The 15,693-nt window shown below is 61.2% G+C and carries 13 protein-coding genes; 3 read left to right on the plus strand and 10 right to left on the minus strand.

Features of this window, described 5'->3' with window-relative positions; all coding sequences use genetic code 11:
* Positions 1-2: 2 nt before the first annotated feature.
* Positions 3-2,525, minus strand: coding sequence for a primosomal protein N' (locus BGO89_01700; protein OJX61315.1), 2,523 nt, complete (start codon positions 2,523-2,525; stop codon positions 3-5).
* A 118-nt stretch (positions 2,526-2,643) separates the two neighbouring features.
* On the opposite strand from BGO89_01700, the gene BGO89_01705 reads away from it, so the two are divergent.
* Both BGO89_01705 and BGO89_01710 read left to right on the plus strand, forming a co-directional pair.
* A complete protein-coding gene (locus tag BGO89_01705) occupies positions 2,644-3,861 on the plus strand; it encodes a hypothetical protein (GenBank protein ID OJX61316.1) in 1,218 nt (405 codons plus the stop codon).
* Between the two features lie 43 nt (positions 3,862-3,904).
* On the plus strand, positions 3,905-4,609 hold the full coding sequence (locus BGO89_01710; GenBank protein ID OJX61317.1) for an LPS export ABC transporter ATP-binding protein: 705 nt from the start codon (positions 3,905-3,907) through the stop codon (positions 4,607-4,609).
* Here BGO89_01710 and BGO89_01715 read toward each other — a convergent pair.
* The gene (locus BGO89_01715) at positions 4,603-6,816 is read right to left on the minus strand and encodes a hypothetical protein (GenBank protein ID OJX61318.1); all 2,214 of its coding nucleotides are present in this window, start codon (positions 6,814-6,816) and stop codon (positions 4,603-4,605) included. The genes BGO89_01710 and BGO89_01715 overlap by 7 nt on opposite strands.
* Positions 6,813-7,307, minus strand: coding sequence for a hypothetical protein (locus tag BGO89_01720; GenBank protein ID OJX61319.1), 495 nt, complete (start codon positions 7,305-7,307; stop codon positions 6,813-6,815). The genes BGO89_01715 and BGO89_01720 overlap by 4 nt, the downstream gene beginning before the upstream one ends.
* A gap of 48 nt (positions 7,308-7,355) precedes the next feature.
* On the opposite strand from BGO89_01720, the gene BGO89_01725 reads away from it, so the two are divergent.
* The gene (locus BGO89_01725; protein ID OJX61320.1) at positions 7,356-8,855 is read left to right on the plus strand and encodes a hypothetical protein; all 1,500 of its coding nucleotides are present in this window, start codon (positions 7,356-7,358) and stop codon (positions 8,853-8,855) included.
* Positions 8,856-9,044: 189 nt separating this feature from the next.
* On the opposite strand, the gene BGO89_01730 is transcribed toward BGO89_01725, so the two are convergent.
* The 7 genes from BGO89_01730 to BGO89_01760 all read right to left on the minus strand — a co-directional run bounded on the left by BGO89_01730 (position 9,045) and on the right by BGO89_01760 (position 15,557).
* Positions 9,045-10,832, minus strand: a complete 1,788-nt coding sequence (locus tag BGO89_01730; protein OJX61321.1) for a D-alanyl-D-alanine carboxypeptidase/D-alanyl-D-alanine-endopeptidase — start codon at positions 10,830-10,832, stop codon at positions 9,045-9,047.
* A complete protein-coding gene (locus tag BGO89_01735) occupies positions 10,829-11,782 on the minus strand; it encodes a tRNA (adenosine(37)-N6)-dimethylallyltransferase MiaA (GenBank protein OJX61322.1) in 954 nt (317 codons plus the stop codon). The genes BGO89_01730 and BGO89_01735 overlap by 4 nt, the downstream gene beginning before the upstream one ends.
* Positions 11,766-12,446, minus strand: coding sequence for a protein-L-isoaspartate O-methyltransferase (locus tag BGO89_01740; protein ID OJX61323.1), 681 nt, complete (start codon positions 12,444-12,446; stop codon positions 11,766-11,768). Before BGO89_01740 ends, BGO89_01735 begins: the two co-directional genes overlap by 17 nt.
* A gap of 16 nt (positions 12,447-12,462) precedes the next feature.
* Complete coding sequence (locus BGO89_01745; protein ID OJX61324.1) at positions 12,463-13,242, minus strand: TIGR00159 family protein; 780 nt, start codon at positions 13,240-13,242, stop codon at positions 12,463-12,465.
* Entirely contained in the window at positions 13,239-14,213 is a 975-nt protein-coding gene (locus tag BGO89_01750; GenBank protein ID OJX61380.1) for a phosphate starvation-inducible protein PhoH, read from the minus strand. Before BGO89_01750 ends, BGO89_01745 begins: the two co-directional genes overlap by 4 nt.
* Before the next feature lie 100 nt (positions 14,214-14,313).
* A complete protein-coding gene (locus tag BGO89_01755) occupies positions 14,314-15,147 on the minus strand; it encodes a hypothetical protein (GenBank protein ID OJX61325.1) in 834 nt (277 codons plus the stop codon).
* A gap of 56 nt (positions 15,148-15,203) precedes the next feature.
* On the minus strand, positions 15,204-15,557 hold the full coding sequence (locus BGO89_01760; protein OJX61326.1) for a hypothetical protein: 354 nt from the start codon (positions 15,555-15,557) through the stop codon (positions 15,204-15,206).
* Positions 15,558-15,693: the final 136 nt, after the last annotated feature.

Consider the following 15,693-nt stretch of genomic DNA (forward strand, 5'->3'; position numbering starts at 1 on the left):
ATCTACAACGAGCCGCTGGCATCGACATCAACGGTGACGCGGATGGATGCGGCCGCCCAGGATGAATGATAGGCATCGAGAGCACCGTTCAGCGCGGCACGCAGATGCCTGCCCGACGGGTCGGTGTGCTTGAAGCCCTTGACGACGATGATCTGACGATAGCGGTTGCGCAGACGGGCGATGGTTGGCACGACGGCCGGCAGGCGGACGAGATGTTCCGTCCGTTCGGGAATGAGCTGCTGCACGATACGGGCATGATGCGCGACCTGCGCTTCATCCAGTCCCGACAATTCGATGACGACGAAGCGTACGTATGGCGGATACATGGCCTCGCGTCGCGAGGCGAATTCCTCTTCGAGCCAGGGAGCGTAGTTGCCGGTCACGGCTGCGACGACGGCCGGGTGGTCGGGACTGCTGGTCTGGATCACCACCTCGCCCGGTTTGTCGGCCGTACGTCCCGCACGCCCGGAAACCTGCGTCAGGAGTTGTACGGTACGCTCTGCGGCACGGAAGTCGCTCTGATGGAGCTGCTGGTCCGCATTCACCACACCGACCAGCGTTACGCGGCCGATGTCGAGTCCCTTGGCGATCATCTGCGTGCCGATGAGGACGTCGATACCGCCGTCGGAGAAGCGTTGGAGGATGGTGCGATGTGCACCCCTGCGTGTGGTCGAGTCGGCGTCCATGCGGTGGATCGTGGCGTCGACGTTGTGCTGGCGCAGGTAGTCGGCGAGTTCCTCTTCGATCCGCTGCGTGCCGGTTCCCGTTTCCCTGAGCGAGATGCCACCGCACGTCGTGCATACGGTACGTACCGGTTCGGCATAGCCGCAGTAGTGGCAGCGCAGGGAGAACGAGGCCTTGTGATAGGTGAGGGCGACGTCGCAGTTCATGCACATCGGAACATCGCCGCAGTCCGTACACTGGAGCTGTGCCGAATATCCGCGGCGATTGAGGAAGACCAGTGAGCCTTCCTTCCGCAGGATGCGCTGTTCGATCTCGTGCAGGAGCATCGGGCTGTAGGCGCCCGTCGCCGGATTCGCCTTGCGTTCGGTGCGCATGTCGACCACCCGGATCGATGGCATGATGGCGCCGTCCACACGCGTGGTGAGACGCAGGTGATGATAGCGGCCGGTGTTGACGTTGTGGATGGTTTCGAGCGACGGTGTCGCCGAACCGAGGACGACAGGACATGCTTCGAGATTCGCCCGCATGACGGCTGCGTCGCGTCCGTGATAGCGTGGTGCAGGGTCGTCCTGCTTGTAGGTGGATTCGTGTTCTTCATCCACGATGACGATGCCGACATCGGGCAGGGGCGCGAAGATAGCCGAGCGTGCACCGATGACGAGGGGCGACGTTCCGTCCTTGATGGAACGCCAGGTGTCGGCACGTTCGCCGACGCTCATGCGACTGTGCAGGAGGGCCACACGTTCGCCGAACATCGCACGGAATCGGTCGGACAGTTGCGGTGTGAGCGATATCTCGGGTACGAGAAGGAGTGCGGTCCGCCCCTGTTCCAGCGCATGTGCGATGACACGCTGATAGACCAGCGTCTTTCCCGATCCCGTGATACCCTCGAGCAGGAACGGCACGAAGGTCTTCGTGTCGATGGCCTGGACGATGGCATCGACGGCCGTCCGTTGTTCCGGTGTGAGCTCCAGGTCCGTCTCGTCACGCGATGACAGCCGTCCTTCACGGTGGCCATCGTGATCGCGTACGACGTCGATCTCGACGATGTCGACGAGTCCCTTCTTCACCAGTGCGTCCAGCGCCGATGCAGTCGTGTCGTTATCCTGGAGAAGCTGGCTGCGGAGCGAGGGCCCTTCTCCACGCATGGCAGCGAGGTAGAGCTGGCTCAGGAGCAGCGACTGTTTCGGAGCACGATGGTCGAGCTGATCGAGGGCATTGCGCAGAGCCTGGTCGTCATCGAGCAATGCGGAGGCGATACGCGCGGCCTTCTGTCGTTTGGGACCGGCCTGCGCTTCGATATCCGTCACGATCCGGATCAATCCTGCACGTTGGAGAGCATCGAGCTGGTCGGCGATCGTCGTCGAGTCGAGTTTCTTCTGGAGATAGGCTACGGTGACGTCGCCGGTATGACCGTGCAGGGCTTCGAGCAGGGCGGCGCGTTTCGGTGCGCGCCTCTGCAGATGCGTCCATTCCTCGTCCGTGGGTTCGCGCAGCATGCTCACACGGATGACGCCTTCGGGCGACAGGCCCGACGGCAATGCCGCATGGAGGGCTTCGCCCCACGAGCACAGATAGTATTCGGCCATCCAGCGCGTCAGCGAGAGCACGGGAGCGGGGAAGGCAGGCTCGTCGTCGAGGAGTTCCAGGATCGGGCGTACTTTGGGATGCGCCTCGACGTCCATCGCCACGATCGTACCTGTGAGGATCCGTTTGCCCAACGGTACGAGTACCCGGCATCCTGCACGCGCATGGGCCGCTTCTTCGGGCAGCGCATACGTGAAGACGTCCTGTCGGGGGACGGGCAGTGCGACGGAAACACAGGAACGATGGGTGAACACGGGAGAAGACGTCGGTGGGAAACCTCGAAAATACGGTCCATTTCCTTGCCACGATGGACTCAATACGTGGACGATCCCATCGTCATCGGCACGGATACGGCTATTTTTGCAGGAAGATATGCAACACCTCAAACAGCTCGTCGCCGCCTTTCTCATGGCCCTGGCGGCCCATCCTCTGGCCTCGTGCGCGCCCGGTCCGGAACCGGCCGCCGAAGCGCCGCTGTACACCGAATCGAGGGCCGTCGTCGCGGACGACGATATCTCGACGTCGAGGCAGAACGCCATCACGCGTGCCGTGAAGAACTGCTCGCCGGCCGTCGTCGGCATCAACGTCACGGAAGTGCACGAGCAGGTCTACAGGGATCCGTTCGATGCCTTCTTCGAAGACGATCCGGTATTCCGCCGATACTTCCAGCCGAGGGCATACAAGCGTCAGTATACGGTGCGCGGCCTGGGCTCCGGCTTCCTGATCTCGAAGGATGGCTACATCATCACGAACGACCACGTCGCCGGCAACGCATCGAAGATCGTCGTCACCTTGACCAATGGCGAGAAGTACGACGCCGAAATCATCGGCACGGATCCCACGACCGACGTAGCGCTACTGAAGATCAAGGGCGAGAACTTCCCGTATCTCAAGCTGTCCAACAGCGAGGACGTCCAGGTCGGGGAATGGGCCATCGCCTTCGGCAATCCGTTCGGACTGTTCGACAACAACGCCAAACCGACCGTCACGGTGGGTGTGGTGAGCAACATCGGCGTGAACTTCACGCAGCCGGACGAACGCGGCGGAGACCGTGTCTATCGAGGTATGATCCAGACCGACGCGGCCATTTCGTCGGGCAATTCCGGCGGACCGCTCGTCAACGCACTCGGCGACGTCATCGGTGTGAATACGGTCATCTATTCCACGGCACAGAATGCCCGTGGCGCGGGATCCATCGGTATCGGATTCTCGATTCCGATCAACCGCGTGAGGACCATCGTCGATCGCATCCGCAAGCACGGTACCATCAACCGGGACTTCTGGACCGGACTCGAGATGCAGGGGATCACGGAAGAAGTGGCCTCGTACTTCAAGATCGATCGTACGGACGGCGTCTTCGTCACGCGCGTCTATCCGAACAGCCCTGGAGCGCGTGCGGGTATCGAGCCCGGTGATATCATCGTGGCCATCGACGGCAGGCCGGTCGTGAAGAACGAAGACGTGAACGTCGCCGTCCTCGACGGTGAAGTAGGCAATACACTCAAACTGACGATCGTGCGGGGCAGCAAGGAAGAAACGGTGTCCCTCACGCTTACACAACGTCCCCGGAGCGGCAGTGCCAGAAACTAGTACAAGCGGTCAGACAGGCAGCATCCTTCGTGCGCAGGATCTGATGAAGGTCTACAAGAAGCGTACGGTGGTGAAGGGAAGTACCCTCTCCGTCAAGCAGGGTGAGGTCGTAGGATTGCTCGGTCCCAACGGTGCGGGCAAGACGACGACGTTCTACATGATGGTGGGGATGGTGAAGCCGAACAGGGGGCGCGTCTTTCTCGATGATGGCGACATCACGGGAACGGCCATGTACAAGCGTGCCCGCCGTGGGATCGCCTATCTTCCGCAGGAAGCGTCGATCTTCCGCCGGCTCTCCGTCGAACAGAACATCACGGCCATCCTTCAGCTCAAGCGTATGTCGTCTGCCAGACGCAAGGAACGTCTGGAGGAACTGCTCGAGGAATTCGGTATCACGCGTATCCGCAAGAGCAAGGGCTACATGCTCTCGGGGGGCGAACGTCGCCGCTGCGAGATCGCCCGGGCCCTCGCCACGGATCCGAAATTCGTCCTGCTCGACGAGCCCTTCGCCGGTATCGACCCCATCGCGGTCGAGGATATCATGCAGATCGTGCGACAACTGCGCACGAAAGGAATCGGCGTCCTGATCACCGATCATAACGTCCATGAGACGCTGTCCATCACGGACCGCGCCTATATTCTCATCGACGGAAGCATCTTCGTGAACGGTACGGCCGAAGACATCGCAGCCAATGCCGAAGTACGCCGCCGTTATCTCGGCGAGAATTTCACGCTCGGCCGTTACTGACCCCAGGAGAGCTGAAGGAAGACACTCTGCGATGGACCGAGATTGGCCACCGTCTCCGTATAGGCATAGTTGAGCACGTTACGCCCGCCGAGCGTCAGTTTCAGCGGGAGCTTCGTCATGGCGTTCATCGACCAGACGAGACGCGCATCGACGATATGCGTCGGGACGCGGGCATCGGCATCGGCGATGAAGAGTTTCAGCCGATCGTCCACCCGCTCCACACGATTGAGAAACCGGTAATCGCATTGCAGTTCGACGGCGTCGAACGGACGCCAGAACGCACGGCTGTACCAGATGATGTTGTTGCGGAACGGCAGTGTATTGTCCTGGACCAGATCCCGCGGCAGCATGGCCGTGATCCCGGTTTCCATGCCGAGTCCGTCGGCGATCATCATGCGGGCCGTGGCTTCCGCACCGAGGACACGTGCGCGCGTGACGTTGCGGAAGACGATGGGGCTACCCGGCTGTGCGAAGTCGAACGTCGGTTCTATGAGATCGTAGAGTTCGTTGTCGAACACGGCGATGTCGAGTTCGACGGGCAGCAGCAGGACGCCCGTGTGATGGGCTCCGATCTCGGCCGATACGGAGCTTTCGGCAAGGATGTTCTCGTTCGGGCTTACCTGGAACGGACCGTACCGTATGCGGGCATAGCGTTCCGCGATGGTCGCCGCACGGAAGCCTCTGCCTACGGATGCGCGCAGTGTGGTCTGTTCCGAGGCATGCCACGTCATGCCGAACTTCGGACTGAATTCGAGCTGCGACGTGCGTCCACCCGTTTCTTCGCGATCGGCACGTACGCCGGCCGTGACGATGAGATCGTCGACGAAGGTGAACTCCGCCTGCGCATAGCCGCTGACGACGCTCTGGAGCTGGTTGCCGTAGACGTCCGAACGTACGCTGTTCAATCGGGCGTTGAGTCCTGCCGTGATGACGGTCGTCGATGAGAGCATCGACGTGAGCTGCGCTTCGGCGTTATAGGTGGAGGCCGTAGACTGGTTGGAATCGACGGGCGTGCCTGTCTGCGTATTCTCGAATCGGGTGACGAAGACACCGGGGCGTACGACGAGGGACGTCGTACCGGACAGGATCTGACTGAATTCGAGGGCCGCCGCCAGTTTCGTGGAACGCAGCCGCTCGTCCGGCTTCTGATCCGTGGGCGGGAAGGTGGCGCGCGCCAGACTCTCCCAATAGAGGTAGTTCTCCTTGTCGTCCACCGCTCCCAGAGCGAACAGCTTGAGCGATGTTCTTTCGTTCGGCTGCCACCCCAGCTTCGTGTAGCCGAAGCCGCGTACACCTGCATCGAAATCGCGATAGCTCTGGTCCTGACGGATGCCGCCGCTGGCGTTCACGCTGAACTGTCCGAAGGCCCTGGCATATCGAAGGTCGGCGCCCGACTGGATCGACGGTACATCCGAATACCGCCATTGCTGATACTTCGGCAGTGGATAGACACCCGCATAGATCCTTGCATTCAGTTCACCGGTATCCGTCGCCTCCTTCGTGATGAGACTCACCACACCTCCGAGGGCCCCCGTACCGTAGAGTGCCGAGCCTGCACCCTTGATGACTTCCACGCGTTCGATGTCCGCCACGGGCAGGACGTCGAACTTGATGTCGCCGTTATCTCCCGACAGGAGCGGGAAGCCGTCCATCAATACCATCGTGCGCGAGCCTACGCCGAAGGCGAAGCCGGAAGAACCGCGGATGTTGACCTGGTCCTTCGCGACGGTGACGCCACTGACGTAGCCGAGTGCTTCGTCCAGACGCGTGATGTTGCGTCTGGACAGGTCGGCCTGATTCATCACGGCGACGCTGATGGGAACGTCCTGTACGGCCTGGACGCGTTTGTTCGCGCTGACGACGACTTCGTTGGTACGGATAGGCGAGGCGAGCATCGTGAAGACGACGTCGCGTGTTTCATCGCGGTTCAGGAAGACCTGCGTCCGTGTCGGTTCATAGCCCACGAGCGAGGCGGCTATCGTGACGTTACCCGAAGGAAGCCCCTTGATATGGAAGCGTCCGTTCGAATTCGAGATCGCGCCCTGCCGCGTGCCTTCGATGCGGATGGTGACGCCGCCGAGGGGATCACCCGTGGCACGGTCCGTCACGAGACCGGTGATGGTGCCGAGATCGGCATGCAGCAGCACCGATGAATACAGCAATGCCATGACGGTGATCAGGACGCGATACATCGGGAGGCGATTCATTCGAAGGGCTGGGGAGGCAGGTTAGCGAAGTCGACGGTGAAGTCGATGTTGACGCGTCGATCCCGTTCGACGTGAACGGAGGCGGGGCGTGACGGATCGCCGTCGATGTCGACGACGCTGAGCATCCTCCAGTCGGCCGCGATGTCCGGTCCATACCTCATCGCCACGACGACGTAGGTGAAGGTGCGCGGAGCACCGGGAATCTGCAGTTCGTACGTCGACGATTCGACGCGGGCGGGAAGCTGCGTCGTGAAGACGGCCTTGCCGCCGAGAATGGCGGGCAGGATCTGTTGTGGCGTTCTCGGGATGGAGTCGAAGACGACGACGCGAACGTCGTAGACGGAATCCGCCGGCCATGCCGCCGGACCATCCTTGTAGGTGATGGTGCCGCTCAGGCCCGTGAAGGGCGGTGGTGCGATGGTAGGATCGAGGCCATCGCAACCGCACAGGATGACGATGGCGATACATACGGGAAGGAGCCAGCGAATCATGGCGCAACTTACGCATTGCATGGAACGCTGCCTGCGTATTATTGAACCATGAAACCAGTACTGGATCCTGTATCCGTTCGAACGCTCGATGCTGCATGCATCGCCGAAGCCGGGTTGTCCGCCGCCGGATTGATGGAGCAGGCGGCACGGTCCGCGTCGAAGATCGTGAAGACGCTGCTGCGTCCTGATCGACGATCACGGATACTGATCGCATGCGGAGCGGGCAACAACGGCGGCGATGGTTATGCGATCGCATGGATGCTCGCGGATATCGCCGACGTCACCGTCATCGCCACGGAAACGTCACGGCATACGACCCCGGAGACGCATACGAATCGCCGCAAGGCCGAAGCATGCCGCCCCATTCGCCCGATACACGATATCGATACCATCGTGAGCGAAGGTTGGGACGTCGTGATCGATGCCCTGATCGGCGTCGGTGGTTCGGGGAACCTGCGCGATCCCCTGCGTCATGTCGTCGACGCACTGAACGGTGTCCATGCGTTGAAGGTAGCAATCGACGTTCCGACCGGACTCGATGCATCGACGGGTGCGTGTGACGGTCCCGTCTTCCATGCCCATCATACGATCACCATGGCCGCGCTGAAGCCCGGGCTGCTACGTGGACGTGGTCGACGCGTCTGTGGAGTCCTGCACGAAGCCGACATCGGCGCTCCCGACGACCTGGTGTGGCGATACATCCGTGGCTTCGTGATGGAAGGATCGGACATACGGAACCTGTTGCCACGACGCGATGACGCGACGTCGAAGTTCGACTACGGTCGCATACTCGTGATCGCCGGATCGACGGCCATGCCGGGCGCAGCTTCGCTGTGCGCTCATGCCGCCATCGCTTCGGGTGCGGGACTCGTCGAGCTCGCCACACCGTCCGTGCATCCGCACACACCGCGTGAAGTGATCACGCACGTCATGCCCACGACCGATACGGGAACGATCGCACCGTCGGCGAAGGAATCCCTGCATACCCTTGCAGAACGGGCGACGGTACTTGCCGTAGGGCCCGGTCTCGGTATGCATGCCGAGACCATCGCCATGGTGGCCGATCTCGTGAACGGGCTTCCGGAGACGAAGCCCGTCGTCATCGATGCCGATGGTTTGCGCATCGTGCCCCTGCTGACGCGTCCCATGGATAACGTCATCCTCACGCCGCATCTCGGTGAGTTCGCGCGGCTCCTCGGTGAAGAACGTACGTCCATCGTCGATACCGTGATCGAACGTGCCGATGTGTATGCACGCGAACGTGGCTGCATCATGCATGTCAAGGATGTGCCGTCCGTCACGACCGACGGTACGACGATCTGCTATACGATCGGCGGCAATCCGGGAATGTCGACGGCAGGGAGTGGCGATGTCCTTACGGGTATCATCGCCGCGATGTGTGCGCAGCACGTACGACCCTATATGGCCGCTTCGCTCGGCGCCTTCCTTCATGCGACGGCCGGTGACATCCTGGCCGTATCGCAGCCCATGGAAACGATGATGGCCGGTGATCTGATCGGGGCGATGAAGGGAGCGATTCCACGATGACGTCGACCGGCCGCCGTTGGCTTCTGTCCGCGCCGTTGATCGGCGCATCCATCACGTTGTTCTGGTTGTCGTCGATTCCCGGGCTCACCGTTCCGGATCTCGGCTTCGGCTGGCAGGACAAGCTCGTGCATGCGGCAGCCTATGCCGTCTATGGCATCGCCGTACAACTCGCCGTGATAGGGAACAGACCTAGCGTGTCCGCTTTCGGGCTCGCTTCGTGGTCGCTTTCTGTCGGCCTTGCTTTTGCGTTGACCGACGAATGGCACCAGTCGTACGTCCCGCACCGCGTTGCCGGATTCGATGACGTGGTTGCTGACGTTGTGGGGTTGCTGTTTTCCTGCGCACTGATTTCTTCGGTGCGATCGCGCTTCGGCGTTCGGGAGCAGGAGGCACGACGGCCGCAGCAGGGGGGGGGACGACGACGGGAGTCCGGTAACTGAAGGCTGCCAGTATCGCACCGGCATCGTTCTCCCTGGCCTTGTATGTACCGACGCTCGGACCATTGGAGATGAAGGAGAAGGCGAGCGGTTCGCCATCGGCGGTAGTCACGTAGCCGGAAAGAGCGCTCACGTTCCGCAGCGTACCCGTCTTGCCCACGAGGTTGGCCTCGGCGCGCGTTCCCGTCATCCTGCCGCGCAACGTACCGTCGCGTCCGGCGATGGCCAGCGTCGCCCGGAACTCGTCCGCATAGGGCTGCGTGGCGATCTCGCGCAGGAGGTTGGTTTCGATGGACGCCGACACGCGGTTGCGTCGGGAGAGTCCGCTGCCGTCGTTGAACAGACATCCCGTTCGCTGGATGTCGAGCGAGTCGAGGATCTCGAGCATCGCCTTCTTCGCACGCACGGCCGTTGTCGTATGATCACCGCAATGGGCGCCGACCATCTTGAAGACATGCTCTGCGAGATAGTTGTCGCTGCGCTTGTTCACCACCGAGGCGAAGTCGACGAGGGGACGCTGGAACGAGACGAGGCGTCGTGCGGCCGGGGGCGCATGCTTTTCCGAAACGGTACCGTCGATGTCGATGCCGCCCGCCCGCAGTCTGCTGTAGAGCGTTCCCGCCGCCGCGAGTGCGGGACGTGACATCGAAACGTACTTCGACACGGTACGGTTGGCACCGGGTGAGCCGCTCACGACGAACTGCTGGAAGCCGTTGTCGAGCGTTCTGCTGTTGACCTGGAGCCGTCCGCGTCGTGCACGTCTGCCTTTCGCCGGTGCGCCTCCCGCAATGACGACATCGAAGGTCTCGCTCGACGGAATGGTCTGTACCGAAACGCGTCCACCGACGGAACCCGTCACGAGAACGGTGACGGTTCCCTTGTTGACCGTGAGCGCAGCGACGGGCGGCATGGGCTGTACCTGTTCACCATCGCCACTGTAGACGGCCCGGTCGCCGACGGGATCGAAGTGCGAGTTGTCCGCATAGACGTTACCCGTGATGCGTTTCACGCCCGCGGCACGGACCTTGTCCGCGAGGTCTTCGAGATCGTTGACGGTGAGCAGGGCATCGCCACGGCCGATGAGATAGACGTTGCCGTGCAGCGTTCCCTTGTCGTCGAGTCGTCCGTCCGTATGGATGTCCGTGTTGATGCCGCCGTTCGGACCGAAGAGATGGAAGGCCGCAGCGGTGGAGAAGAGCTTCGTCGTGGATGCCGGCGTCAGCATGAGGTTGGGATTGCGCTCGTAGAGCACGTTCCCTCGCTTGAGCGAGACGACGTAGCCGCTGAACTGCGCACTGCGATGGGCAGGACCACCGAAGACGGCATCGAGCCTGCTGCGCAATGCGGCGAGCGCCTTCGTGCTGTCGTATTGCGAAGGGATCGGAAGATTGATGGACGTTGGTTGCTGACGGGATGAATCCTGGGCACTGGCGCCGAAGCATGAGGCAAGGGCAACGATCGCCGTCAGCAGCGAAGGTATCGTCGAGCGGATGGACAACGGGAGTTCCTCAGTGGCTGCCGTGCAAAAATACGAGATCATCCCGTGTAAGAACGTATCAGCATCTCATATGCCGTATCGGTGATGATCTTTTCCGCGATTCCTGCAGGATCGCCCTCGTACCAGCGATAGCGCCGGTCTCTACCGAACCACGTAAGCTGACGCTTCGCGTAGTTGCGCGTCGACTGCTTCATCCGCTCGAGAGCGGTCGCTGCGTCCATCTCTCCGTGCAGTACGGCGAGCGCTTCCGTATAGCCCACGGTATGCAGGGCCTGCGCAGTCGGCGGGATACCCAGTGCGAGGACGCGTTCCGTTTCCTGCACCAGGCCTGCCTCCCACATGAGGTCGCAGCGATGGTTGATGCGCTCGTACAGGATGGGACGAGGTTGCGTGACGACGATACGATGCGGTTCGTACGGTCCTGGTGTGCGTGGTGCATCCCATGTGGACGAGAAGGGCATTCCCGTCATCCGGTGATACTCGAGAGCACGGAGCACGCGCCGGGGATTCATGTCCGTATACCGTGCCGCAGCGCGCGGATCGATGATGGAGAGCTCGCGATACAATGCCTCGCGTCCTTCTCGCTCGAAGCGCTCGTGCATATGGGCACGCACATCGGGATCGGTGGCGATGACCGTTTCCGACAGACCGTCCAGGAGCGCATCGATGTAGAGCCCCGATCCTCCTACGAGGACAGGGAGGACGTCCGGGGCGATCCCCGCGATCGCCTTCGCGGCATCCCGTGCGTAGTCGGCCGCATTGTACGGTTCCGACGGCTCGAGAAGGTCGATGCAGTGATGCGGGCAAACCCGTTGCTCGTCCGGTGTCGGCTTGGCCGTACCGATGTCGAGATGGCGGTAGACCTGACGCGCATCGGCACAGACGACTTCGATCCGGAGTCGTGCGGCGAGAGCGAGTGAGACGGCCGTCTTTCCTGCGGCCGTTGGACCGGCGATGACGAGAACGGGACGATGGTCAGCGACCGGAGGCATCTTCCCATCCCTGGCGTCCGATGAGCGGAACGAACTTGAACGGCCCCAGGTCGTCGACCGACCACGTCTCGTCGCCCGTACGTGTGACGCGATAGAGCGTCTGCTGGTTGGTGTCACCTACAGGGACGAGCAGACGTCCTCCGATGGTGAGCTGTCGTGCCAGGGCTTCGGGAACGTCTGGTGCACCTGCCGTAACGATGATGCCGTCATAGGGTGCATGCTCCGTCCAGCCTATCGTACCGTCGCCATGACGGCACGTCACACGATAGCCGAGGGATTCGAGGATGGCGCGCGATTTCTGGTGAAGCGCGGCATGGCGTTCGATGGTATAGACGCGGGCGCCGAGTTCGGCGAGTACGGCTGCCTGGTATCCGCTGCCCGTTCCGATTTCGAGCACCTTCATACCCGGCACGACGGCCAGGTATTGCGTCATGAACGCAACGGTGAAGGGCTGGGAGATGGTCTGACGGTCGTCGATGGGCAGTGCCGTGTCTTCATAGGCGCGGCTGCGTATCGCCTGCGGTACGAACTGTTCGCGCGGGATGCGTCCTATCGCCGCGAGGACGTTCTGGTCGGTGATGCCACGCTGACGGAGCTGGAAGAGGAGGTGTTGACGTTGTTCGTCGAATACCGTGTTCGTTCTGGGATGATGACGGGATACCATGAAGATCGGAATGGGGTCATGATGCGGCCATTGCCGCGATATGTTCCTGGAGAAGGCTCTTGAGGTGCTCGGGAGCGATGTCTATTTCGAGGTCGCCCTGGTAGGCGATGCTGATGGAGCCGGTTTCCTCCGAGACGATGAGGGCTACGATGTCGGCCTGTTCGCTGAGGCCCAGGCCGGCCCGGTGCCGGGTGCCGAGATTCTTCGTGCCCACCTTCTGCTGGCTGCTGAGAGGCAGGACGCAGCGTGCGGCTACGACGGTCTGGTTGTCGATCACCACGGCACCATCGTGCAGTGGCGAGCGGGGATTGAAGATCGACAGCAGCAGTTCCGCCGATACGGCTGCCTGGAGTTCGATCCCGGTTTCGATGGTGACCTTGATATGTTCGGAACGGGAGAAGACGATGAGTGCACCGATGTGCTTGGCGGCCATTTCACGTGCGGCATCGACCACGTCGTCGATCGTCTCGTTGTCGCTGGTCCTGATGAACAGACGGAACAGACGTGATTGTGTGAGCATGAGCAGCACGCGGCGCAGTTCGGGCTGGAACAGGACGATGAAGGCGATGAGACCGATGTCCGCGATACGTCTGAGCACCCAGTTCACAGTCTTCAGGTTCGCCGCCTCCGTGATGAAGGACAGGGCGAGGAGGATGACGAGGGCGAAGAGGATCTGGACGGCGACGGTATCGCGCAGGGCGCGATAGACTACATAGAACAGGATGGCGATCACGAGCACGTCGATCACGTCGACGAGCCATACCGATAGAAAACCGATGCGGAACAGTTCGATCATGCAGTGGAGCCGTTGTTCAAATCCGCACGCTCGTAAGCGCCGATGATTTCCGCGACGAGACGGTGACGCACGACGTCGACCTTGTCGAATTCGACGAAGCCGATTCCCTGGATTCCCTTGAAGAGCTGATGGACGTCCGTGAGGCCCGAGTCCGTACGTCTGGCGAGGTCGATCTGTGTGACGTCACCCGTGACGATCGCCTTGGAGTTCTTGCCGAGGCGCGTGAGGAACATCTTCATCTGCATCCTCGTCGAGTTCTGCGCTTCGTCGAGGATGATGAAAGAGTTGTTCAGCGTGCGGCCTCTCATGTAGGCGAGGGGAATGATCTCGACGATACGGCGATCGAGCATGCTCTTCAGCTTGTCGGGGCTCACCATATCGGCCAGGGCATCGAGCAGGGGGCGCAGATAGGGGTCGACCTTCTCCGAGATGTCGCCCGGAAGAAAGCCGAGCGATTCGCCTGCCTCCACGGCCGGACGGGACAGGATGATGCGTGTGACTTCGTTGGCGCGGAGCGCGCTCAGGGCCATGGCCACGGCGAGGAAGGTCTTGCCCGTACCTGCCGGCCCGATACAGAAGACGAGATCGTTCGATTGTGCCTTCTGATAGTATTCCATCTGCCGCGGCGTGCGGGCGCGAATGACTTCCTTCTTGCCCCAGAGGATGACGCTGTCCAGTTCGTCCGTGCTCACCTGCGGGGCCTGGCCGGCACGGCCGCCATCCACGAGGTCGATGATCATGGAGACATCCGTCAGGCTCAGCTTGCCGTTGCGTTGCAGCGTATAGAGAAGTTCATTGAAGATCATCTCGATCTTGCGCACTTCGGCCGGCTCGCCGCGCAGGATGATCGTATCCCCGCGCACTGTGATGGCCGTATCGAACTTGTTCTCGATGAGCTGCAGGTTGGACTCCTGCGAACCGAACAGGTCGAGCGGGTCGACGTCGGTGATCTTGATCTTCTTTTCGACGATATGCATGCGTAGAAGGTTGGTTAGGGAATGGTTCGGCAACATACGAAAAGGGCCGACCCTTTTGGGAGTCGGCCCTTGTGAAGATTCTTCGAACGGCTGATCAATGACCTGCTTCGCTGCTCTTCTTTTCCGTTGCGGGAGCGGGCGTCGTTGCCGTGGTGGCGTCGGCGGCACGGACGGCTGCAGCGCGCTTCTTGCGCCAGTAGGAACGTTCAGCCTTCATTTCGTCGGAGGTCTTCGGACCGGCCGGAGGAACCGTCAGTACCCAGCCCGGCTGGATGACGTCGGGGTTCTTGATCTTGTCGGTGTTGGCTTGCCAGATCTTGGGCCACTGGAACGGATCGGCATAGATTTCGGGACGGCCGGAGATGTTCCAGAGGCAGTCGCGGTTTTCGGCCCACGTACCGACGGTGTACCCCTTGATCTTCTTCTCGCGGTAGAGACCCTTGATGTCACGGGCCAGGGCGATGATGCGATCGTAGAATTCGGGAAGGATGGAAACGCGTTCCTTGCGCATGTCGTTCAGTTGCGTTTCGAGTGCCTTCACTTCGTCCTGCTTGTCGGCGAGTTGATCGTCCGACATCCGCTGCATTTCACGAACGCGACCTTCGAGCTGGCCAAGGCGTTGGCGGAAGCTGGCGACATCCGCTTCCGTTGCACCGAGCATCGAATAGATGTCGTCGTTGCATGCCTTCAGTCCCTGGACGGCTGCGGCGAGGTCGGACTCGGATTTCTGGATGTCGGTCTTGATGCCACCGAGCTTGGTGGACAGGGTGCCGTTCGAGCCCTTGTACTGGAGGATGCGTGCATCCGCTTCGTCGCACGTCAGTTCTTCATCGGGCTTCGTTGCCGGCGGCGGCGGTGTCTGGTCTTGCGCGAGTGCCGGGGCGATCATACCGCCACACAGCAATGCGATCAACAGAAGGTTCTTCATTGGTTTGATCTCTTGAGTTGTTTCGTATTCAGTTCATTGGCAGGGAAGACAGGGGCTCAACGCTTCTTCTTCGTGTCCGTCTTCACCGGTTCGGTGGGAGCGGGCACTGCGTTGGGGTTGTAATCTGGCCATACGTTGTCCGGCCACTTTGCCAATTTGTCCTGCACGAATGCCTTCTGTTCGTTGCATTTCCGAACGTCGTTCTGGCGCGAGCTCAACTCACCGGAGATGCGTGTCTTGTCACGCTCGGCCTTTTCGATATCGGCCGTGAGTTGTTTTTCTTCGGTGCGAAGCTGGCGTATCGACGCCAACTGCTCATCCTTGATCTTGCAAGTACACGACGAGAGCACGACTGCCGCACCCAGCGACAGTATGGCGGCGGCTCCTACCCCTACACGTGGAAAACGCATAATCTCCTCCATTTGATACGACATGCGGTGAATGCACCGGGCTGCATTCGTGCTAATGCTGCTTGTGCGAGATTCGACCGCCGACTCAGGCTAATGTTCCCAAATATACTGATAACTTTGTGTACTCATCCTAGAC

The organism is Candidatus Kapaibacterium thiocyanatum, assembly GCA_001899175.1.
GTDB lineage: Bacteria > Bacteroidota > Ignavibacteria > Kapaibacteriales > Kapaibacteriaceae > Kapaibacterium > Kapaibacterium thiocyanatum.